General features: G+C 67.2%; 22 protein-coding genes and 1 riboswitch. Of the genes, 11 read left to right on the top strand and 11 right to left on the bottom strand.

Going from position 1 to position 19,380, the window contains the following annotated elements:
* Positions 1 to 147 precede the first annotated feature (147 nt).
* The 7 genes from ABD301_RS00710 to ABD301_RS00680 form a co-directional block, all read right to left on the bottom strand.
* Positions 148 to 567: an RlpA-like double-psi beta-barrel domain-containing protein gene (locus tag ABD301_RS00710; RefSeq protein WP_163568976.1), complete on the bottom strand. Its 420-nt coding sequence runs from the start codon at positions 565 to 567 to the stop codon at positions 148 to 150.
* 77 nt (positions 568 to 644) lie between these two features.
* On the bottom strand, positions 645 to 1,529 hold the full coding sequence (locus tag ABD301_RS00705; RefSeq protein WP_344306152.1) for a MauE/DoxX family redox-associated membrane protein: 885 nt from the start codon (positions 1,527 to 1,529) through the stop codon (positions 645 to 647).
* Positions 1,530 to 1,548: 19 nt separating this feature from the next.
* Entirely contained in the window at positions 1,549 to 2,157 is a 609-nt protein-coding gene (locus tag ABD301_RS00700; protein WP_163568979.1) for a cell wall protein, read from the bottom strand.
* Between the two features lie 10 nt (positions 2,158 to 2,167).
* Positions 2,168 to 2,602, bottom strand: a complete 435-nt coding sequence (locus ABD301_RS00695; RefSeq protein ID WP_163568980.1) for an RlpA-like double-psi beta-barrel domain-containing protein — start codon at positions 2,600 to 2,602, stop codon at positions 2,168 to 2,170.
* 345 nt (positions 2,603 to 2,947) lie between these two features.
* Positions 2,948 to 3,787, bottom strand: coding sequence for a MauE/DoxX family redox-associated membrane protein (locus ABD301_RS00690; RefSeq protein WP_344306149.1), 840 nt, complete (start codon positions 3,785 to 3,787; stop codon positions 2,948 to 2,950).
* Positions 3,784 to 4,389 carry a hypothetical protein gene (locus ABD301_RS00685; RefSeq protein WP_344306148.1) on the bottom strand — a complete coding sequence of 202 codons (606 nt, stop codon included), beginning with the start codon at positions 4,387 to 4,389 and terminating at the stop codon, positions 3,784 to 3,786. Before ABD301_RS00685 ends, ABD301_RS00690 begins: the two co-directional genes overlap by 4 nt.
* 4 nt (positions 4,390 to 4,393) lie before the next feature.
* On the bottom strand, positions 4,394 to 4,816 hold the full coding sequence (locus ABD301_RS00680; RefSeq protein ID WP_344306146.1) for an RlpA-like double-psi beta-barrel domain-containing protein: 423 nt from the start codon (positions 4,814 to 4,816) through the stop codon (positions 4,394 to 4,396).
* 265 nt (positions 4,817 to 5,081) lie between these two features.
* Between ABD301_RS00680 and hemL the strand changes: the two genes are divergently transcribed.
* From hemL to ABD301_RS00635, 9 genes are all read left to right on the top strand, one after another.
* Complete coding sequence (gene hemL, locus ABD301_RS00675; protein WP_344306711.1) at positions 5,082 to 6,347, top strand: glutamate-1-semialdehyde 2,1-aminomutase; 1,266 nt, start codon at positions 5,082 to 5,084, stop codon at positions 6,345 to 6,347.
* Positions 6,344 to 6,985: a histidine phosphatase family protein gene (locus tag ABD301_RS00670; protein WP_163568983.1), complete on the top strand. Its 642-nt coding sequence runs from the start codon at positions 6,344 to 6,346 to the stop codon at positions 6,983 to 6,985. Before hemL ends, ABD301_RS00670 begins: the two co-directional genes overlap by 4 nt.
* Positions 6,985 to 7,566 (top strand): TlpA family protein disulfide reductase, encoded by a 582-nt coding sequence (locus ABD301_RS00665; protein ID WP_344306144.1) that lies wholly within the window; start codon positions 6,985 to 6,987, stop codon positions 7,564 to 7,566. Before ABD301_RS00670 ends, ABD301_RS00665 begins: the two co-directional genes overlap by 1 nt.
* Positions 7,563 to 8,357: a cytochrome c biogenesis CcdA family protein gene (locus ABD301_RS00660; RefSeq protein WP_344306142.1), complete on the top strand. Its 795-nt coding sequence runs from the start codon at positions 7,563 to 7,565 to the stop codon at positions 8,355 to 8,357. The genes ABD301_RS00665 and ABD301_RS00660 overlap by 4 nt, the downstream gene beginning before the upstream one ends.
* Positions 8,354 to 9,982, top strand: a complete 1,629-nt coding sequence (gene resB / locus ABD301_RS00655) for a cytochrome c biogenesis protein ResB (protein WP_279580687.1) — start codon at positions 8,354 to 8,356, stop codon at positions 9,980 to 9,982. Before ABD301_RS00660 ends, resB begins: the two co-directional genes overlap by 4 nt.
* The gene (gene ccsB, locus ABD301_RS00650; protein ID WP_344306139.1) at positions 9,972 to 10,970 is read left to right on the top strand and encodes a c-type cytochrome biogenesis protein CcsB; all 999 of its coding nucleotides are present in this window, start codon (positions 9,972 to 9,974) and stop codon (positions 10,968 to 10,970) included. Before resB ends, ccsB begins: the two co-directional genes overlap by 11 nt.
* A 116-nt stretch (positions 10,971 to 11,086) precedes the next feature.
* Positions 11,087 to 11,371: a metal-sensitive transcriptional regulator gene (locus ABD301_RS00645; RefSeq protein WP_163568985.1), complete on the top strand. Its 285-nt coding sequence runs from the start codon at positions 11,087 to 11,089 to the stop codon at positions 11,369 to 11,371.
* Between the two features lie 21 nt (positions 11,372 to 11,392).
* Positions 11,393 to 11,602 carry a heavy-metal-associated domain-containing protein gene (locus tag ABD301_RS00640; RefSeq protein WP_344306137.1) on the top strand — a complete coding sequence of 70 codons (210 nt, stop codon included), beginning with the start codon at positions 11,393 to 11,395 and terminating at the stop codon, positions 11,600 to 11,602.
* On the top strand, positions 11,599 to 13,779 hold the full coding sequence (locus ABD301_RS00635; RefSeq protein ID WP_344306135.1) for a heavy metal translocating P-type ATPase: 2,181 nt from the start codon (positions 11,599 to 11,601) through the stop codon (positions 13,777 to 13,779). The genes ABD301_RS00640 and ABD301_RS00635 overlap by 4 nt, the downstream gene beginning before the upstream one ends.
* A 274-nt stretch (positions 13,780 to 14,053) precedes the next feature.
* On the opposite strand, the gene ABD301_RS00630 is transcribed toward ABD301_RS00635, so the two are convergent.
* From ABD301_RS00630 to ABD301_RS00620, 3 genes are read right to left on the bottom strand one after another with little or no spacing between them, the layout of a single operon-like run.
* Positions 14,054 to 15,223, bottom strand: coding sequence for a cytochrome P450 (locus ABD301_RS00630; RefSeq protein WP_344306134.1), 1,170 nt, complete (start codon positions 15,221 to 15,223; stop codon positions 14,054 to 14,056).
* A 38-nt stretch (positions 15,224 to 15,261) separates the two neighbouring features.
* The gene (locus ABD301_RS00625; protein WP_344306132.1) at positions 15,262 to 15,618 is read right to left on the bottom strand and encodes a hypothetical protein; all 357 of its coding nucleotides are present in this window, start codon (positions 15,616 to 15,618) and stop codon (positions 15,262 to 15,264) included.
* Between the two features lie 9 nt (positions 15,619 to 15,627).
* Positions 15,628 to 15,993, bottom strand: coding sequence for a hypothetical protein (locus ABD301_RS00620; RefSeq protein ID WP_344306130.1), 366 nt, complete (start codon positions 15,991 to 15,993; stop codon positions 15,628 to 15,630).
* Between the two features lie 116 nt (positions 15,994 to 16,109).
* Here ABD301_RS00620 and ABD301_RS00615 point away from each other — a divergent pair, with 116 nt between their 5' ends.
* A complete protein-coding gene (locus ABD301_RS00615) occupies positions 16,110 to 17,408 on the top strand; it encodes a sensor histidine kinase (protein ID WP_344306128.1) in 1,299 nt (432 codons plus the stop codon).
* Complete coding sequence (locus tag ABD301_RS00610) at positions 17,405 to 18,091, top strand: response regulator transcription factor (RefSeq protein ID WP_344306127.1); 687 nt, start codon at positions 17,405 to 17,407, stop codon at positions 18,089 to 18,091. Before ABD301_RS00615 ends, ABD301_RS00610 begins: the two co-directional genes overlap by 4 nt.
* 50 nt (positions 18,092 to 18,141) lie before the next feature.
* Here the strand turns inward: ABD301_RS00610 and ABD301_RS00605 are convergent, their stop codons facing one another.
* Positions 18,142 to 19,092: a C40 family peptidase gene (locus ABD301_RS00605; RefSeq protein ID WP_344306125.1), complete on the bottom strand. Its 951-nt coding sequence runs from the start codon at positions 19,090 to 19,092 to the stop codon at positions 18,142 to 18,144.
* A gap of 59 nt (positions 19,093 to 19,151) precedes the next feature.
* Positions 19,152 to 19,306: riboswitch (cyclic di-AMP (ydaO/yuaA leader) on the bottom strand.
* Positions 19,307 to 19,380: the final 74 nt, after the last annotated feature.

Below are 19,380 nucleotides of genomic sequence, written 5' to 3'. Positions count from 1 at the left end.
GCCCGATCGTAGCCGGCCAAGTGTCGTGGATCACCCCGACAACCAGCCGGTTTCGTACGAATCACCACCACCGCCGAAACGCGTTGCGCGCTCGCGAATGTAACGAAACAACGTACAAACCGAGCCGTTTCGTTACATTCGCGGAGGTTAGTAGCCGAACATCACCGGGGTGAGGCCGGTGTCCAGGCTGGCGATCACGCTGTACGCGGCTGGAGTCAGGTCGCAGTCGCGGTTGGTGCGACAGGTTCCGTTGCAGCACACCGCCTCACCGCAGAACATCTGAGTGTTCGGACCGCAGTCGGCGACCGAGACCGTGACACACGCGCCCGAACACCAGTGCGTGACAAAAATGGTGCTGCCACACGGTTTGTACGGCAGACTCTCACCGCAGATGTCGGGGCGGGTGATGTTGAAGCAGGAATCTGACGCGTACGGCCAAGCGCATTGGTAGGAGCCGGAGTTGCAGTTCCCGCAGGCTCCGCCGCCGGCGTCCCCGCAGGGACCCCACCCGGCGCCGCAGCAGAACCACGACGCCTCGCCGGACCACTGATTCGTACCGCATCCCATGGCGGATCCCCTTTCGTAACACGTCCACAGTGGAGGGAGAGCCGGTGCGGAGCGGCGCTGGTCCACACCGGTGCGAGTCAGGCGGTGGCGACCACCGGCAGGACGGTACGAGCGGGGTGCGGCGGCGCCGGCACCGGCAGGATTTCGCCGGTGGCCTCATCCACGATGCTCGACCGGATGCCCACCGTGGCTGAGTCGAGCCCGACCGCGAACACCACGGTGACTGGGCGTTTGCCGATCCGGCCGCCGTACGTCAGCACCCGCCACCCGTCCTCGTCCCAGCTCTCCAGCAGGCCGGAACGTACGACATGGGAGACCGCGGTGAACGCCTCGCTGCGCTCCAGGTTGTACGAGGTCGCCGTGATCGGCAGGGTGTCCGGGACGCCGGCCAGCGGATGCCGGCCGTACTTCATCCGCCAGATGCGCAGCGGCATGATCCAGGTCCGGTCGAAGTCCGGGGACAGCGACAGGACCAGCACCACTTCGGCGGCCACCACCAGTACGGCCGGCAGTGGCTGGGAAGCCAGCGCCGACCACCAGGGCGAGCCGGTCGACGTGATCGCCGCGATCGTCGCCACCAGGCCGCCAACGGCCACGATGGCGGCCCGGCTGAAGCCGCGCCAGCTGATCGGCTCGGCCCGCGAGCTGGTGCAGCCGCACGAACTCTTGGGCACCGCGACCTTGGCGTATCCCAGGTATGCCAGGAAACTCACCCCGACCGCGGTCGCGGCCACCGCCGGCACCGGCGTACTGCCAGCGACCAGCAGCAGAACCGCGACCGTCAGCTCGACCGCGCCGGTGACCCGGTAGCCGACCACGGCCCGCTGGTCCGAGCCGAGCAGTTTGGGCAGCGCGGACCGGCTGGCGGCCACGCCGACCGTACGACCGAGCAACTTGTACGTGCCGGCCCACGCCAGCATCGCCGCGATCACCAGCGGCTGCATGGATGCGATAACGCTCACCACGGAATCCCCCCGATCGTCAGGCCGCCGGTGCCATGCTGTGCACCGTCGACACGTTCACTTCGTTGGTGTCCGGGATCCAGACGCCGATCACCTTCACGGCGTGCCCGACCCGTAGCCCGGACAGGTCGCCGGTGGCGGCCTGACCGCGATAGGTGGCGGCACTCTTTCCCTTGACGACGTGCGCGACGATCTTCTTTCCGTTGTGGTTCAACTCCATCCGGGAGGCGCTGATCGAGGTGATGTGCGCGTCCAGGTTGACGATGTTGACCCAGATTGCGTCGGCCGCGAGGGTGCCGTCAGGCAGCCGCGCGCCGCGGGCGTAGAGCCCGTCGCCAACCAGGACCTGGTCCATCCCGACCGCCTCCATCTTCCACAGGCTGGTGCCGCCGGTGACGATGATGCGGTGCAGCACCTGGTCGGAGCCGCGTACGCCGAGCGCGTTCTTGCTGACGGACATGACCCGGCCGTCGATGAAGTTCGGGTCGACCGCGCCGGGCGCGAGCGCGGGCATGTCGCGCTCGAACGCGGCCGCTGGATCCGCGGCCCCGAACGCGGTCGCGGTGACGACCGCGGCCGCGCCGCCGAGCACCGTACCGGACAGAAAACGCCTTCTGTCGACACTCATGACGCTCTCCTCAATGTCCGATGGCGACCGGCGTCAGGCCGGTGCTCAGGCTGGCGATCAGGCTGTAGGCGGACGGCGTCAGGTCGATGTCGCGGTTGGTGACGCAGAGCCGCTGGCCGTTCAAGGTGCAGCAAGACGCCTCGTTGCAGAACTGGTGGGTGTTCGGGCCACAGTCGGCGACCGTCACGAACACGCAGGCGCCCGAGCACCAGTGCGCGACATAAATGCCGGTCCCGCAGCCCTTGCGGGCCAGGTTCTCGCCGCACAGATCCGGTCGGGTGATGTTGAAACACGCCGATGAGGCGTTCGGCCAGGCGCACTGATGTGAGCCGGAATTACAGTTTCCGCAGGCGCCGCCACCGGCGCCGCCGCAGGGGCCCCAACCGGCGCCGCAGCAGAACCACGACGCCTCTCCCCGCGCTTCGTTGACCGTACCGCAAGCCATAGTGAGTCTCCTTCCCTCGCACGTCTCCCTCAAGACGCCCGTATGGCAACATGACCGCACGCCAAAGGCGTACGCGACTGTCCACAAAGGATGCCCAGCAGGGACCCAAAAATCGGCTGCTGGTAAAAGAAAGCGGAATGACCGCTTAACTGTGCGATTCGTTGAGGTTGCTTATGGCGCATCACCTTCTCGTGCTGAAGACGAGTCGTCGCTAGCGGATATCGTCAACGCATTCGCGAAGTCTGTCAACAAATAACAAGAGAAACCCGCTAAGGCGGGATAAACGATCCAGACTTTTCCGTCAGACCGGGAGGAACATCCGGATGTTTCAGCTATATCCGAATCTCAACCGGCGGGCTGAAATGCCTCGACTGGAATGATTTGTCCGGTCTGTTCTTCCACCACGCTGACGCGAATACCCACCGTGTCGGTCGTCATCCCGACGGCGAAGACAATCGTCACTTCGCGATCGTCGAGCCGGCCGGCGTACGTCAGAATTCGCCAGCCTTCGGCGTCCCAGCTGTCCTGTAGCCCGGACGAGATCAGGTGCGCCACCGGAGTAAAAGCCTCGCTGCGTTCAACGTTGTACGCGGTGGCCGCGACGGGCACGGTGTCCGGCACATCGACAAGCGGGTGCCGGCCGTATTTGAGCCGCAGCGCCCGGGCCGGTCGCAGCCAGCGCCGGTCGAAGTCCGGTGAAAGCCCGAGCACCAGCAAACTTTCGGCGGTGGCAAGGAACATCGCGCAGATCGGGTCCGCACCAAAACCCTTCCACCACGGTACGGCGATCGGCAGCATCGCGAGCACCCCGCCGACCGCGACGATCGCGGCGCGGCCAAAACTTCGCCAGCCCACCGGCGATGTGGACGCGCTCGTACAACCACATGAACTCTGCGGAACGACCATCTTCGCGTACGCCAAATAGCAAAGAAATCCCAGTCCGACGATGACCGTTGACGGGGTTTTCCCGCCACCGAACAAAACCAGCGCGACGACCAGCTCGATCAGTCCGGTCAGGCGGTAAGCCGCGAGCGCTCGCCGGTGCGAGCCGAGCAGCCGGGGGAGCGCGGACCGGCTGGCCGCTACCCCGACCGTACGGCCAGCTAGTTTGTAGGCGCCGGCCCAGGCCAGCATGGCGCCCACCACCACCGGCTGAATGGACGCCAGTAAAACGAAAAACGTCATGAGGTGGCCATGCTGTGCAGGGTGGAAATGCTCATTTCGTTGGTGTCCGGATGCCACAGCCCGAGCACTCGTACGTGATGGCCGACCCGGAGTTTGGACAGGTCGCCGCTGGCCGGCTCGCTTCGGTAGGTGACAGCGGTCTTTCCCTTGACGACATGCGCGACGATCCGGTGGCCGTTGTGGCTGAGATCCACCCTGGCCGTGCTGATCGCGGCGATATCGGCGTCCACGTTGACCAGATTGACCCAGACCGCGTCGGCCGCGAGCGTGCCGTCGGGTAATCGGGCTCCGCGCGCGTAAAGTCCGTCGCCGACCGCCACCTGGCTGACCGGGATCGGGTCCATTTTCCATAAACTGGTGGCGCTGGTGACCAGGATCCGGTGCAGGATCTGGTCCGATCCGCGTACGCCCAGAACGCCGTTGCGGTTAGACGTCACCCGGCCCTCGGCGAAACCCGGGTCGATGGCGCCGGCGGCGATTTCCGAGGTGTCGCGCCGAAAAGCGGCGGCCGGGTCGGTGCCGCCAAAGGTGGTGGCGCCGACGATGGCCGCGCTGCCCAGCACCGCGCCGGTGAGGAAAGTCCGTCGATCCACTGAACTCATCGCGTCAGGCCCGGATCTCGACCGGCACCAGGCCGCTGTTCAGGTTCGCGATCCGGCTGAAGGCCGCCGCGGTCAGGTCAACTACCCGGTTCGACCGGCACTGGCCTTCGCAACATGTCTGGCCGCCACAGAAACTCTTCGTACGCGGCCCGCAGTCCGCCACTTTCACCGGCACGCACACTCCGCTGCACCAGTGCCGGACCCACAGCGAGTCGCCGCAGCTGTGCGGTTGCAGGGTTTCGTGGCACAGGTCCGGCCGGGTGATCTCGAAACACGCCTTGGACGCGTTCGGCCACGCGCACTGCAGGGCGCTGGACGTACAGGTCTGGCAGGCGCCCTTGCCGGCCGCAGAGCACGGCCCCCAGGACGCGCCGCAGCAGAACCAGGACGCTTCACCGGACCATTCGTGTGTGGTGCCGCAGGACATGGGCACTCTCCTCTCGTCCGTAGGCACGCTAGGCGAACGAACCATCACTAATCGCCGATAACACGCGGAACGGATGTATCAGGCATAAGTCTTAATCGTTCTCACAGGAAGTGACTGGCGGATCAACTTCGACAACTTGTCGAACCCCCGGCCGAGCCGGCCGGAGCGACTTGCGAGAATAGAGGTCGTGGCAGACGTTCCAGCCGGCTCTGATCGCCCAACACCGCCGCTTCCGTACGACTATGAGGCGCCGGTTTCTCGACGCCTGTTCGACCGGGCCGAGGCCGTCATCCCGGGCGGGGTGAACTCGCCGGTTCGGGCGTTCCAGGCGGTCGGCGGCACGCCGAGGTTCATCTCGTCGGCGGCCGGTGCGTACCTGACAGACGCTGACGGCCGGCGTTATGTCGACCTGGTCTGTTCGTGGGGCCCGATGGTGCTCGGACACGCGCACCCGGCGGTCGTCGAGGCCGTCAGGGAGGCCGCTTTGAGTGGCACATCCTTCGGCGCGCCCACCGAGGCCGAGGTGTTGCTGGCCGAGGAAATCGTCGCCCGTACGCCCACTGAGCAGGTCAGACTCGTCAATTCCGGCACCGAGGCGACGATGAGCGCGGTGCGCCTCGCCCGCGGGGTGACCGGGCGGCGGCTGCTAGTCAAATTCGCCGGCTGCTACCACGGACACGTCGACGCGCTGCTCGCCGCGGCTGGCTCCGGGGTCGCGACGCTGGCGCTGCCGGACACGCCCGGTGTGACCGGCGCGCAGACCGGCGAGACGATCGTGCTGCCGTACAACGACATCGCCGCGGTGGAGAAGACCTTCGCCGAGCTGGGGGACCAGATCGCGGCCGTGATCACGGAAGCGGCTGCCGGCAACATGGGGGTGGTGGCGCCGCGCGACGGCTTCAACGCCAAGCTCCGCGAGCTGACCACCAAACACGGCGCGCTGTTGATCATGGACGAGGTGATGACCGGCTTCCGGGTCTCCCGGTCCGGTTGGTACGGCCTCGACCCAGTCGTCCCGGACCTCGTCACGTACGCGAAGGTCATGGGCGGCGGACTGCCGGCGGCGGCCTTCGGCGGCCGTGCGGACGTGATGGCGTCGCTGGCGCCGGCCGGCCCGGTCTACCAGGCCGGCACGCTGTCCGGGAACCCGCTGGCCACCGCGGCGGGCTTGGCCACCCTGCGAGAGTGTACGGACGCGGTCTATGCGCAGCTCGACCGTACGTCCGCGATTTTGCAAGACCTGGTCACGAAAGCCTTGTCGGCCGCCGGCGTGGCGTACCGAATTTCCACCGCTGGCAACATGTTCGGCGTCTTCTTCACCGACACGGACGTACGGGACTATGACACCGCGCGGGAAACCAACACCGCCGCGTACAAGGCGTTTTTCCATTCGATGCTGGCATCGGGCGTCTATCTGCCACCGAGCGCGTACGAGTGCTGGTTCGTCTCGACCGCGCTCGGCGGCACCGAGCTGGAGCTGATCGAGGCCGCCCTCCCGGCCGCCGCGGTCGCCGCTGGGGCTGCCGCATGACGCAGACGACCGTCCACCTGATGCGCCATGGCGAGGTCTACAACCCCGCCAAGATCCTGTACGGCCGGCTGCCGGGCTACCGGTTGTCGGGGCTCGGCGAGCAGATGGCCGAGGTGGTGGCGAAGTCGCTGGCCGGGCACGACATCACCGCGGTGATCGCGAGCCCGCTGGAGCGCGCGCAGCAGACCGCGTTGCCGCTGGCCTCCCGGTTCGAGCTTGAGGTGCGTACGGACGACCGCCTGATCGAGTCGGCGAACCAGTTCGAGGGCCTGGCCACCGGCCCGGGCGACGGCGCGTTCGCCAACCCGCGCTACTGGTATCGCCTGCGCAACCCGTTCACGCCCTCGTGGGGCGAGCCGTATCGCGAGGTCGCGGCCCGCATGATGGCCGCCGTGCAGGACGCCCGGCTGATCGCCGAAGGCCACGAAGTCGTGCTGGTCAGCCACCAGATGCCGATCTGGATGGCGCGCCGCTACGCGGAAGGCGAGCGGCTCTGGCACGACCCCCGCAAGCGACAGTGCAGCCTCGCCAGCCTGACCTCGTTCCGGTTCGACGGGGCCACCCTCGCCGGCATCGACTACACCGAGCCGGCCGCCGCGCTCCTTGGCCGCACCGACCCGGCCGCCAAGGGCGCCTGATGCGGCGCCGCACGCTTTTCGGGCTGACCCTCGCGACCACATTGCTGGCATCGGGCTGCGCGGTCGGCAACGACGCGGTCAACCAGAGCGCCGGCGGAGAACGCGGATATGTGCCCACCGGGACCGGAAAACAGCAGTGGGCGATCGGCCAGCGGGTCGCCGCGCCGGAGATCACCGGCACCACCCTGACCGGGGCGTCCTTCGCACTTTCGGCGCTGCGCGGCAAAGTCGTGGTGATCAACTTCTGGGGCCAGTGGTGTGCGCCTTGCCGCGCCGAGTCCGCCGACCTGCAGCAGGCTTATCTGGCCACCAAAGCCAAAGGTGTCGAGTTCGTCGGGGTGAACATCCGCGACACCCAGGACCGGGCGCTGGCCTTCGAGCGTACGAACGGGATCACGTATCCGAGCCTGTTCGACCCGGAGGGCCGGATCGGCGTGAAATTCCGGAAAACGCCGCCCACCACGATCCCGTCCACCATCGTGTTGGACCGCTCTGGCCGGGTCGCGGCCCTGTTCCGGGATGCCGTTCTGGCCACCGACCTGGAGCCCGTCGTGCTGTCCCTGGCCGGTGAGAAACCGTGAACGCGGCGGCGACAGTGACGAGCGGGCCACTGCTGGCGGCGCTCGCGCTGGCGGCGTCCGCGGGCCTGCTGTCCTTCCTGTCGCCGTGTGTTCTGCCGCTGGTGCCGGGATATGTCTCGTATGTGACCGGCCTCGCCGGCGCTGACCTGGACGCGGCCACCGGCATCGACCCGACTGGCCGCACGGTCGTACGCACCGCAAACGCCACCAGAGTGCGGGGCAGGGTGCTGCTGGGCAGCGGCCTTTTCGTGGTCGGATTCACCGCCGTCTTCACCATCCTGTCGGCGGCCGCTGGCGGGCTGGGCATTGTGCTGTTGGACTACGCGCCGATCGTGCAGCGGGTGGTCGGCGCGCTGATCGTGGTGATGGGTCTTGCGTTCCTGGGCGTGATCCCTGGGCTGGACCGGACCGTACGGATGCGCTGGCTGCCGGCTTCGGGCCTGGTCGGCGCGCCGGTGCTGGGCGCGGTGTTCGCGCTCGGCTGGCTGCCCTGCACCGGCCCGACGCTGGCCGCGGTGCTCGGCCTTGCGGCCACCTCCGGATCGGTCGCCCGCGGGGCGGTGTTGGCCGCCGCGTACGGCCTCGGTCTCGGCATCCCGTTCGTGCTGTTCGGCCTCGGATTCCGCCGGCTGATCGGCGCGCTCGCCTTCGTCCGCCGGCACAGCGTGTGGGTGACCCGGATCGGCGGCGCGATGTTGCTGGTCGTTGGCCTTTTGCTGCTTTTGGGCGGCTGGGATCCGGTCGTCATCTGGCTGCGGAGTTGGCTTCCTCCAGGGGAGATCCCGATTTGAGTCTCGACACTCTTTCCACCGCTCCGGCGCCGGTCGAACCGGCGCCGAAGAACCCGCGCGGCAAGGCGATCGTGGTGCGCTGGTGGCGGCAGCTGACCAGCATGCGGACCGCGCTGGTGCTGCTTTTCCTGCTGGCGTTGGCCGCGGTGCCTGGATCGCTGCTGCCGCAACAGGACCTGAACCCGGAGAAGGTCCAGTCGTACCTGTCGGACCACCCGGTTTTGGGTCCGATCCTGGACAAAATCGGGGCGTACAACGTTTTCGGCTCGCCCTGGTTCGCGGCGATCTACCTGCTGTTGTTCATCTCGCTGATCGGCTGCCTCTACCCGCGGATCAAGCTGCACGCCAAGGCGCTCCAGCAGGCCCCGCCGGCGGCCCCGAAGTTCCTCGACCGGATGCGCCACCACGCCGAACTTCCGGCGACGGACGGAAAACCGGCCGAGCTGGCCGCCGACCTGCGTCGCGTGTTGAGGCGTCGGCGCTGGCGCACGGTCGTACGGGAAAAGGGCGAGGTCGTCGAGGTCAGCGCGGAAAAGGGCTATCTGCGCGAAACCGGCAACCTGGTCTTCCATCTTTCGTTGCTGGTGCTGTTGATCGGGGTCGCATCCGGCGCGTTGTGGGGTTGGAACGCCAATGTGCTGCTGACCGAGGGCGACGGCTTCTGCGACTCGCTGCAGCAGTACGACCAGTACACGCTCGGCCGGGACGTGACGGACTCCAGTCTGCCGCCTTTCTGCGTACACCTGCGAAAGTTCCACGCCGACTACCTGCCCAGCGGTGAGCCGTCCAAATATGCCGCCGATGTCACGTACGACGACGGCCTCGGCGGGCCCAGCATGAACAGCACCATCGAGGTCAACGACCCGCTGCGGTTCCAGGGCGCCCGGATTTACCTGCTGGACACCGGTTACTCGCCGATCATCAGCTACACCGACAAATACGGGCAGACCTTCACGTCGCCGAGCCCGTTCCTGCCGCAGGACCAGAACCTGTCCTCGTCCGGAATCGCGGTTTTCGCGGACGCCAACCAGAAACCAGGCGCCGCTCGTACGTCCGGGGTCGAGGTCGCGTTCCAGGGCGTCTTCACCCCGACCACCCCGACCGAAGGGCCCAAGGTCTCCTCGCTCAGCCCGGCGCCGCGCTCGCCTGGGCTGACTCTCGCCGCGTACCGCGGTGACACCGGTTTGTCCTCCGGCATCCCGAAATCGGTGTACGCGCTGGACCAAAACCAGATCGACCGCGGCAAACTCAAGCTGGTCGGCACGCATTTCCTTCAGCCGGGCGATCGTTGGAAGCTCGACGACGGCAGCACGGTGGCCTTCGTCGGCTACCGCGAATGGGCCGGCATCCGGGTCGACCAGAACCCCGGTCAGAACGTGGTGCTGGTGGCCGCGATCTGCATCGTCCTGGGTTTGCTGTGTTCGCTGCGCATCCGCCGCCGGCGGCTGTGGGTGCGGTTGACCCCGGACTCCAACGACAGTGCTCGCACTGTCGTCGCCGTCGGTGGCCTTTCTCGTACCGATGCCGACGAGTTCGCCGGCGAGTTCGACCGTCTGCTCGAACAGATCACCACATCCCTCCCAGTTTCCAGCGGGAGCGGGAAAGGAACTGAGCATGCCGACTGAGACCGCGATGGCCAGCCTGTCCGACAATCTTCTGGTCGCGACGATTTTGTTTTACGCGGGCGCGATGTTGGCGTACGGCGTCGAATACGCGTTTGGTGCGAGAGCCAGTCGCAAGTCGTCGGCGAAAGTGCTCGCCACCGTCGGGGGTGGGGCGACGGTCGCGGACGCGCCGGTTTCGCCGCCGGTCGGTGGCGCGGTGACCGAGCCCTCCCCGCTGCCGCGGATCGCCGGCCAGATCGGCGTGGTGCTCAATATCGTCGGCGTCGCCACCCACGTCGCCACCCTGATCACCCGCGCGATCGCCGCCGGCCGGGTGCCGTGGGGCAACATGTACGAATACGCGATCACCGTGTGCTTCGTCGCGATGGTCGCCTGGCTCGTCGTCCTCACCAGGCAGCGGTCGATCCGGCACATCGGCGCTTTCGTGATGCTGCCGATCGTTTTGTTGCTGGGCCTGGCCGGCACGGTGCTCTACACGCCGGTCGTTCCGCTGGTGCCGGCGCTGAACTCGTACTGGCTGTGGATCCACGTCAGCGCGGCGACCCTGGCCAGCGGCATTTACATGGTCGGTTTCGTGGCCAGCGCGATGTATTTGATTCGCTACTATCACGACAAGCGGTTCCTGGCCGGCCGTGCGGTGTCCTTCCCGCTGACCCTCGGCCCGCGACTGCCGGCCGCGGAGGTGTTGGAGCGCACCACGTTCCGGGTGATCGCCTTCGCCTTCCCGATCTGGACCTTCGCCATCATGGCCGGCGCGATCTGGGCCGAGGCTGCGTGGTCGCGTTATTGGGGCTGGGACCCGAAGGAGACCTGGTCGTTCATCGCGTGGGTCGTTTACGCGGCGTACCTGCACGCCCGCTCCACCACCGGCTGGAAGGGCCCGAAGGCGGCCTGGATCGCGATGGTTGGCTGGGGCGTCATGATGATGAACCTGTTCGGCGTGAACCTCGTCATCTCCGGCCTGCACTCGTACGCTGGCCTGCAGTAACGCATTCTTACTCCGCACCGCCCCGTTGCCCGCGCCAGCCGCCGACAACGGGGCGTTGTGGATTTTCCGCCGGACTGGGCTGGCAATCCCCTACCCCCTAGGGGTACGGTGAATGCATGACTCCGGGCTACACGAACGACAAAGCGAAGATCCAGGCGAGGTTGAAGCGCATCGAGGGGCAGGTGCGCGGCCTGCAACGGATGGTGGACGAGGACACGTACTGCATTGACGTCCTCACCCAGGTGTCCGCCACCACTCGCGCCCTGCAAGCGGTCGCGCTCGGGCTGCTCGATGACCATCTCAGTCACTGCGTGCAGGACGCGGTCGCGTCCGGCGGCGCCGACGCGGCCGAGAAAGTCAAAGAGGCCAGCGACGCGATCGCCCGGCTCGTTCGTTCCTGATATTTCCGAAAGGAAACATAGATGACCACCAGCACGTACCAGGTGTCCGGCATGACCTGCGAGCACTGCGTCCGGTCGGTGACCGAGGAAATCAGCGGCCTGGAAGGCGTCCAGGCGGTAAGCGTCGACCTGCCCACCGGCGAGGTCACGGTGGAGTCCGCGAATCCGTTGCCGGACAGGGTGATCCGGGCCGCCGTCGACGAGGCTGGATATCAGCTGGTCGAGTCGTGAACGCCGGCGTCGAGCTCGCCATCAGCGGGATGACGTGCGCGTCCTGCGCGAACAGAGTCGAGCGAAAGCTCAACAAACTCGATGGCGTGTCGGCGACGGTCAACTATGCCACCGAAACCGCGCACGTTGAATTCCCGCCTTCGGTGACGGTCGACGTTCTGATCGGCCAGGTGCAGGCCGCCGGCTATGACGCCAAACCTCCTGCGGAGCAGGAGAAGGTCGCTCCAGACGAGACTTCGCCGCTGCGCCAGCGGTTGCTGATCTCGTTGGCCCTCACCATCCCGGTCGTGGTGCTGTCGATGGTGCCGGCGCTGCAGTTCACGAACTGGCAGTGGCTGGCCTTGACACTTGCTTCCCCGGTCGTCGGGTGGGGCGCGTGGCCATTTCACCGAGCCGCCGCGGTCAATCTGCGGCACGGCGCCGCGACCATGGACACGCTGGTGTCGATGGGCACCCTCGTCGCGTACTTTTGGTCGCTCTACGCGCTTTTCTTCGGTACGGCCGGCGAGCCCGGCATGCGGATGTCGTTTGAGTTTCTGGCCTCGCAAACGCGCGGTGCCGACGAGATCTATCTCGAAGTCGCCGCCGGCGTGACGGTTTTCCTGCTGGCCGGCCGTTATTTCGAAGCCCGGTCGAAAAGACGGGCCGGATCGGCGTTGCGGGCGCTGCTCGATCTCGGCGCCAAGAACGTGATCGTCCGGCGAGCCGGCCGTGACCATCAGGTGTCCATCGATGCGCTGATCGTCGGCGACGAGTTTGTCGTACGTCCCGGTGAAAAGATCGCCACCGACGGCATCGTGGTGGACGGGCGCTCAGCGGTGGACGCGAGCATGCTGACCGGCGAGAGCGTGCCGGTCGAGGTCAGCGTCGGCGACACCGTCGTCGGCGCGACGGTGAACGCTGGCGGGCGACTGGTCGTACGGGCCAGCAGGGTCGGTGCGGACACCCAGCTGGCGCAGATGGCCAAGCTCGTCACCGAGGCCCAGAACGGAAAAGCGGCTGTTCAGCGGCTCGCCGACCGAATTTCCGGGGTGTTCGTGCCGGTCGTCATCGGCCTTGCCGCGTTCACTTTGCTGGAATGGTGGGTCACCGGAAACGGCGTGGTGCCGGGCATGACCGCCGCGGTCGCCGTGCTGATCATCGCCTGCCCGTGCGCCCTCGGACTCGCCACCCCGACGGCCCTGCTGGTGGGCACGGGAAGAGGCGCGCAGCTGGGGATTTTGATCAAGGGCCCGCAAGTTCTGGAGTCGACCCGCCGAGTGGACACCATCGTGCTGGACAAGACCGGCACCGTCACCACCGGCCGAATGGTTGTCGTGCAAGTGCGCGGCGAAGTCCTGCGGCTCGCCGGTGCCGTCGAGGCAGCTTCCGAGCATCCGATCGCGGCCGCTATCGCCGCGCGTGCTTCGGAATCGGGACAGCTGCCGGAAGTTTCGGATTTCGTGGCGCTGCCGGGCCTGGGCGCCAGCGGCAAGGTCGACGGCCACGCCGTGCTCGTCGGTCGCCCGCAACTGCTCGCCGAGCAGTCCGTCGTCGTACCAGAAGATCTCGCCGAAGCCGTTGCGGCGGCCGAAAAATCCGGTCAAACGGTCGCGATGGTCGCGCTCGACGGCGTGGCCGCCGGGATGATTTCCGTTGCGGACACGGTCAAACCCAGCTCCGCCGAAGCGATCCGCCGGTTGCGTGCGCTGGGCCTGCGCCCGATGCTGCTCACCGGTGACAACGCGGCCGTCGCGAGCGCGGTGGCAGCCGAGGTCGGGATCGCTCGGAAGGACGTCATCGCCGGCGTCCTCCCAGCCGGAAAGGTCGACGCCGTACGCAGACTCCAGGAATCCGGCGCGGTCGTCGCGATGGTCGGTGACGGCGTCAACGACGCGGCCGCGCTGGCCACCGCCGACCTCGGCCTCGCGATGGGCACCGGCACGGACGTGGCGATCGAATCCGCCGACCTGACGCTCGTACGCGGCGACCTCCGCTCCGCCGCCGACGCCATCCGGCTCGCCCGCCGTACCCTGCGAACCATTCAGGTCAACCTCTTCTGGGCCTTCGCGTACAACATCGCGGCCCTCCCACTCGCCGCGTTCGGCCTACTCAACCCCCTGATCGCCGGCGCCGCGATGGCCTGCTCCTCCCTCTTCGTCGTCACCAACTCCCTCCGCCTCTTCCGCTTCCACTAACGCTTTCGACGTTTTGCGCGTGTCAAGGGCGCTTTACGGCGCGAAATTGTCGTACGTGTCTGTTTTTCTTTCCCCCTCCCTTTGAACGGGCGGGGGGTGGGTTGAGAGGTGGACTCTAATTTTTAGTTGAACATTGGTCCTCGAACCCGCCCCCCACCCGTCACTGGGTGGGGGCAAATCTGCCGGAGGGGTACGACAGTTTCGCGCCGCACCCTATCGGAATCGGCAGTTTCCCCTGCGACTCAAGTGGCTCCTGTGCACTCAATCATCGGAGTCAGGTCAGGGTGACGGGCAGGGTGGCTAGGCCGTGTTGGACGAAGGTGGGGCGGGAGGTGGCTGTGCCGGCGAGGGTGAGGGGGAGCGGGAGCAGGGCGGCGAAGGCTTCCTGGAGTTCGACGCGGGCCAGCGGGGCGCCGAGGCAGAAGTGGATGCCGGCGCCGAAGCCCAGGTGGGCGGGGTCGCGGCGGAGGTTCAGGGTGTCCGGGTGCGGGAATTCCAGCGGGTCGCGATTGGCCGAGCCGAGCAGGGCGGCGACCTGCTGGCCGGGCTGGATTTCGCCGCTGGGAAGGGAAACGACGGCGGTGGCCGTACGTTCGAAGAGCTGCAAAGGTGAGTCGAAGCGGATGAGTTCCTCGACGGCGGCTGGTACGAGCGACGGGTCCGCTTGCAGCGCATGCCATTGCGCGGGGTTTTCCAACAGCGCGAGCATGCCGTTGCCGATCACGTTGACGCTCGCTTCGTGGCCGGCGTTGAGCAGCAGGATGCAGGTGGTGACCAGTTCGTCCTCGGTGAGCCGGTCGCCGTCGGTGTCCCGCACTCGTACGAGCGCGCTGACCAGGTCGTCGCCGGCTGTCACCCGGCGAGTCGCGACCAGTTCGCGCAGGTAGCCGACGAATTCGGCGGCCGCGGTCTCGGCGGCCGCGCGCTGCTCGGCGATGATGGCCGGCTCGTACATTTTGACGATCGCGTTCGACCACGGCCGCAGCAACGGCCAGTCGGTGGCCGGGATGCCGAGCAGCTCACCAATCACCTGTACGGGCAGTTCCTCGGCGAAAGCGCTCATAAGATCGACCGGCCCGTCGCGCAGGCCGTCAATCAGCGCGGCGGCGAGGGTGGCGATCCGCGGTCGCAGTCCTTCGGTACGCCGGCGGGTGAAAGCCACTGACACCAGCCGGCGCAGCCGGGTGTGGTCCGGCGGCTCCATTTCCAGCAGCGCGTTGCGGTGGATCAGGTTGAACTGCCCAAAATCAGCGGACGGCTCGCGGTCTTTCCAGATCCGCGCCAAATCGCGGTCACGCAGCACGGCATTGCAGGTCTGGTAATCGAAAGCCAGCCACCTGCCGAGCGTTTCGTCCCAGGCGAGCGGATGTTTCGCCCGGAGCTGGGCGAGCACCTCGTACGGCGAGCGCAGGAACTCGGCATCTTCTAACGGCAACAACGACATGACAGCAACGTACGCCAGTGTCCAACGCGGCGCTGGCCTCAGCTCGGTGCGACCGCTGGCCGGCGCTTTCCGAACAAAGTAAAGAAAATCAGCAGCCAGGCAGCGGCTGGGAAGAGGCAGACCACGAAGCTGGCCACCGCGTTGATCATCCCGGTGGCCACCGCGCTCAGCCCGGCGCCGACCTGGAGATAGAGCGACAGCCCGGCGACCCCGAGGCTGAGCACCAACCCGGCCAGCGCGAGTACGAAGGCGCCCAGCGCGATCGCGGATCGGCGGCCGGCCTGTCGCCACTGGACCAACGCCACCACGATGCCGGCGAGCAGCGCGATGAGCTGCGGAGTCTGGTTGGCGAAAGTGGAAAGCAGGGCCACGATCCATCCACTGGAATAGTTCATCGAATGCTCCTAACCAGTGACCGGAGGCAGGGCCTGGGCCGGTTTCGACCGACCGAACAACGCGATGGTGATGAGGATCCACGGGATCGCCGCCAGCAGGCTCACGAAAATCCCGACCACCCGATAGACCACGCCGACCAAAGCCACTGGCACGTGCGCACTGGCGACAATTTCCGGCAGCAGCGAACTACTCACCACCACCATGATCACGAGGGCCTCGGCGAGCAGGCCGACGACAGCGGCGATCAGCGCGAACGTGGCCGCCCGCGGATTCTGGGCCCGCCGCCGGATGGCCATCACCACGCCGACCAGCAACGCGATCACCAGCGGCAGCTGGCCAACTATCCCGGCCAGTACGAGAACAACACCCGACACCGCTGCCCCTCTCGGCGACTCCAGGCCCACCTTAGCCGTACGGCCGCACGTACCCCTGTCGTATGACGCACCGCGGTCGGACGACAGGGCCACCACCTGCGCGTACGGTGAAAACCATGGCAACTCAGACAGTCCAGGCCCCGCCTTCGGCCTGGCTCAGCACGGCGACCGGGCAGCTGGGGAAGGCGTTCGCGCAGCTCCTGTGGGGTAAGGACGATCGTTCGCCACTGCCGTCAATGCGGGCGCTGTGGTTGTTGTTCGGCGCTGTTTGTGTCGTTTTCGCGCTGCTGGTTCTGCTGGCCAGCGGTGACTACCTCCTGATCTCTGGTGGCACAGACGAGTTGGTTGTGCCGTTCGGCATCGGGGTGCTGCTGGTCGCGCCGCTGGTGCTCGGTACCCGCGCTCCGTTGCTGGCCTGGCGTTTGCAAGTGATTGGTTCGCTGCTGGCCCTGACCAACTCGACCTGGCATGACCCACTGTGGATCGACGTGAAGCTCGTTGCTCTGGCGGCCGGGATCGGCCTGCTCACCTATCGGTGTGGCTGGCTGGTAGGCCTGCTGGGCACATTCGTGGTCGTGGTGCCGACTATCGGCCCGGCCATCGTCAAGGTGTATCTGTGGGACAAGGTGAGCTTGGCGGCCATGATCGTCACTGCCGGCCTGGTGATTGGCGGCGCGTTGCATGTTAGGCGTACGGCCGGCGAGCAGCTCAGCGAGCAGCGCCAGACCACTGTGCAGGCGCAGGAAGGGCAGATCCTGCTCACCGAGCGGGCCCGGATCGCCCGCGAGCTGCATGACGTGGTGGCGCACCACATGTCGATGGTGGCCGTACGAGCCGAGACCGCGCCCTACCGGCTGACGGATCTGCCGGAGACGGCCCGGGCCGAGTTCATCGACATTGGCGCGGCCGCCCGTGCCGCGTTGACCGACATGCGGCAACTGCTCGGTGTGTTGCGGGACGGCGCGCCGGCCGACCTCGCGCCGCAGCCGGGTGTCGGGCAGATCCCGGATCTGGTCAGCGCGATGGCCGCGTCCGGCGCGCGGATCACCCACGAGGTCGACGGGCCGCCGGTGGACCTGCCGGCGGCGGTGGACCTCGCCGCGTACCGGATCGTCCAGGAGGCCCTGTCCAACGCCGGCCGGCATGCTCCCGGCGCGGAGATCGCGGTCCGGCTCGGCTACCTGCCGACCGCGGTGGTGGTCACGATCAGCAACGGTCCGGCGGTGGTCGCGGAGCGTACAGGCACGGCTCTCACCGTCCGGCTGCCGGACGCGTCGGCGCAGCCACACGGCCTGGTCGGCATGCGGGAGCGGGTCACGCTGGCCGGCGGCACCCTGCTGGCCTACCCGGCGCCGGGCGGCGGTTTCGTGGTTGAGGTGACCATGCCGTACGGCGGGACGGAGACGGTCGGATGATCAGCGTTTTCATCGCCGACGACCAGGCGATGGTCCGGCAGGGCTTCGGCGCCCTGCTGGCCGCGCAGCCGGACATCGAGATGGTCGGCGACGCGGTGGACGGCCGGGAAGCGGTGAGCGGTGTCCAGCGGCTCACCGCCGCTGGCACACCCCCGGACGTGATCCTTATGGACGTACGCATGCCGGAAATGGACGGTCTGGAGGCGACTCGCCGGATTCTCGCCGCCCCCGAGCCGGTGAGCACCCGGGTGCTCATCCTCACCACCTTCGACCTCGACGAGTACGTCTACGAAGCGCTGCGGGCCGGTGCCAGCGGTTTCCTGCTGAAGGACGCGCCGGCCGCCGACCTGGTGGCCGGCGTACGAGTCGTACACGCCGGCGACGGGCTGCTGGCGCCCTCTGTGACCGGCCGGTTGATCGCTGATTTCGCCCGCCGCCGCCCGGACGACCGGCCACCGCCGGGCAACCCGGCCGCGGTGCATACGCTCACGCCCCGCGAGATCGAGGTGCTCAAGCTGATCGCCGCCGGCCAGACGAACGGCGAGATCGCGACGACGCTGATCGTCGCCGAGCAGACCGTGAAGACCCACATCGGCCGGATTTTCGCCAAGCTGCACCTGCGGGACCGCAGCCAGGCGGTCATCTTGGCGTACGAAACCGGACTGGTCACTCCCGGCGGATAATAAAAGGCCCGGTTCCGCTGGACGGAACCGGGCCTAAGCGGGCGTCTGAGTTAGTTCGGTCGGGCGGCTCCGACGAAGCCCATCGAGTCAATGCTGGAGATCTTCACGTTCTCGCCCTCTTCCGGCGCATGGATCACCTGGCTGTTGCTGATCGCCAGGCCCACATGCCCGAAGTTGTTGAAGAAGACCAGGTCGCCGGCCTGAACCATGGAGCGGGTGATGTGTGGGTTGCCCTGATACTGCTCGTGGGCCGAGTGCGGCAGCGAGATGCCGACCTGCCGGTAGGCCGCCAGCGTCAGGCCGGAGCAGTCGAAGCCGACCTGGTACGGACCGGACTTGGCGAACACGTAGTGGGCTCCGAGCTGGGCATACGCGTACTTCACGGTGGTGGACGACCCGACCGGGGCCTGGGGCGCGTCCGGGCTCGGGCCATCCGCACCGCCACCGCTACTGTCCAGCGATCCTGGCGGGAGCAGCTTCTTGAGGGCGGCGAGCTGGGTGGTGTAGCCGCTCTTGCTGGTGTTGAGCGTGGTCACCAGGGTCTGCGCGGCGGTGGCCAGGCTGTTCACCTGGGCCTGCTGGGCGATCAGCTTCGCCTTCGCCGACCGCAGCGCCGCGAGCTGGTCGCGGGTCTTGCCGGTGAGCGCGTCCAGGGTGGTCAGCTGGTCCAGGAAGGTGTCCGCGGAGCCGCTGGTGATCATCGAGCTCATCATGCTCACGTCGCCGCCCTTGTAGGCGCTGATCGCGTACGACGCGGTCTTCTGACCGAGCGTGGTGAGCTGCGTCTGAGTGGCGCTGACCTGCTTGTTCACCGCGGTCTGCTGGGCTTTTACCTTGCCCAGGTTGGAATTCGCGGTGTTGTACTGGTCGTTGAGAGTGTCCAGTTTGGACTGCAGCGCGGTGACCTGCGCCTTGACGTTGCTGGGACTGGGATCGGCGGCGGCCGGGCTGGCCAACGCCAACGGGCCAGCGAGGAGAGTCGTCGTCAGAAGGGTGGGCACTGCTATGGCACGAAGGCGCTTTCGTAGCGCGCTTGCGCGAAACACGTCTCGCGAGCTCCTTCTTCCGTCACACCGCCTGCCGAGTTAGCTGACGGATTCGGGCCGGAAGAAATTAGCCCTACCACGGGAAAACCGTGGATTCACCCCAGAAACTCGGGTCCCCGGCTCGCTTTCCGGCGCGGGGCGCCGGTCATCGATTCGGCGGCGTCGGCCAATGACGCTCGGTTGAGCATCCAGATTCTCGACCGACAAAGGCGAAGCCTACGACATCACCTTTATTCCCCCATC

It is taken from the genome of Fodinicola feengrottensis (assembly GCF_039530045.1).
Classification (GTDB): domain Bacteria; phylum Actinomycetota; class Actinomycetes; order Mycobacteriales; family HKI-0501; genus Fodinicola; species Fodinicola feengrottensis.
This window is presented reverse-complemented; position numbering and strand designations above follow the sequence as displayed.

Excerpts from the sequence above, each read along its gene's own strand:
- ABD301_RS00645 (WP_163568985.1), top strand. The coding sequence starts at position 11,087 with ATGACTCCGGGCTACACGAACGACAAAGCGAAGATCCAGGCGAGGTTG.
- ABD301_RS00690 (WP_344306149.1), bottom strand. The coding sequence starts at position 3,787 with ATGACGTTTTTCGTTTTACTGGCGTCCATTCAGCCGGTGGTGGTGGGC.
- ccsB (WP_344306139.1), top strand. The coding sequence starts at position 9,972 with ATGCCGACTGAGACCGCGATGGCCAGCCTGTCCGACAATCTTCTGGTC.
- ABD301_RS00670 (WP_163568983.1), top strand. The coding sequence starts at position 6,344 with ATGACGCAGACGACCGTCCACCTGATGCGCCATGGCGAGGTCTACAAC.
- ABD301_RS00610 (WP_344306127.1), top strand. The coding sequence starts at position 17,405 with ATGATCAGCGTTTTCATCGCCGACGACCAGGCGATGGTCCGGCAGGGC.
- ABD301_RS00680 (WP_344306146.1), bottom strand. The coding sequence starts at position 4,816 with ATGTCCTGCGGCACCACACACGAATGGTCCGGTGAAGCGTCCTGGTTC.
- ABD301_RS00640 (WP_344306137.1), top strand. The coding sequence starts at position 11,393 with ATGACCACCAGCACGTACCAGGTGTCCGGCATGACCTGCGAGCACTGC.
- ABD301_RS00685 (WP_344306148.1), bottom strand. The coding sequence starts at position 4,389 with ATGAGTTCAGTGGATCGACGGACTTTCCTCACCGGCGCGGTGCTGGGC.
- ABD301_RS00625 (WP_344306132.1), bottom strand. The coding sequence starts at position 15,618 with ATGAACTATTCCAGTGGATGGATCGTGGCCCTGCTTTCCACTTTCGCC.
- ABD301_RS00700 (WP_163568979.1), bottom strand. The coding sequence starts at position 2,157 with ATGAGTGTCGACAGAAGGCGTTTTCTGTCCGGTACGGTGCTCGGCGGC.
- ABD301_RS00615 (WP_344306128.1), top strand. The coding sequence starts at position 16,110 with ATGGCAACTCAGACAGTCCAGGCCCCGCCTTCGGCCTGGCTCAGCACG.
- ABD301_RS00695 (WP_163568980.1), bottom strand. The coding sequence starts at position 2,602 with ATGGCTTGCGGTACGGTCAACGAAGCGCGGGGAGAGGCGTCGTGGTTC.
- ABD301_RS00630 (WP_344306134.1), bottom strand. The coding sequence starts at position 15,223 with ATGTCGTTGTTGCCGTTAGAAGATGCCGAGTTCCTGCGCTCGCCGTAC.
- ABD301_RS00710 (WP_163568976.1), bottom strand. The coding sequence starts at position 567 with ATGGGATGCGGTACGAATCAGTGGTCCGGCGAGGCGTCGTGGTTCTGC.
- ABD301_RS00665 (WP_344306144.1), top strand. The coding sequence starts at position 6,985 with ATGCGGCGCCGCACGCTTTTCGGGCTGACCCTCGCGACCACATTGCTG.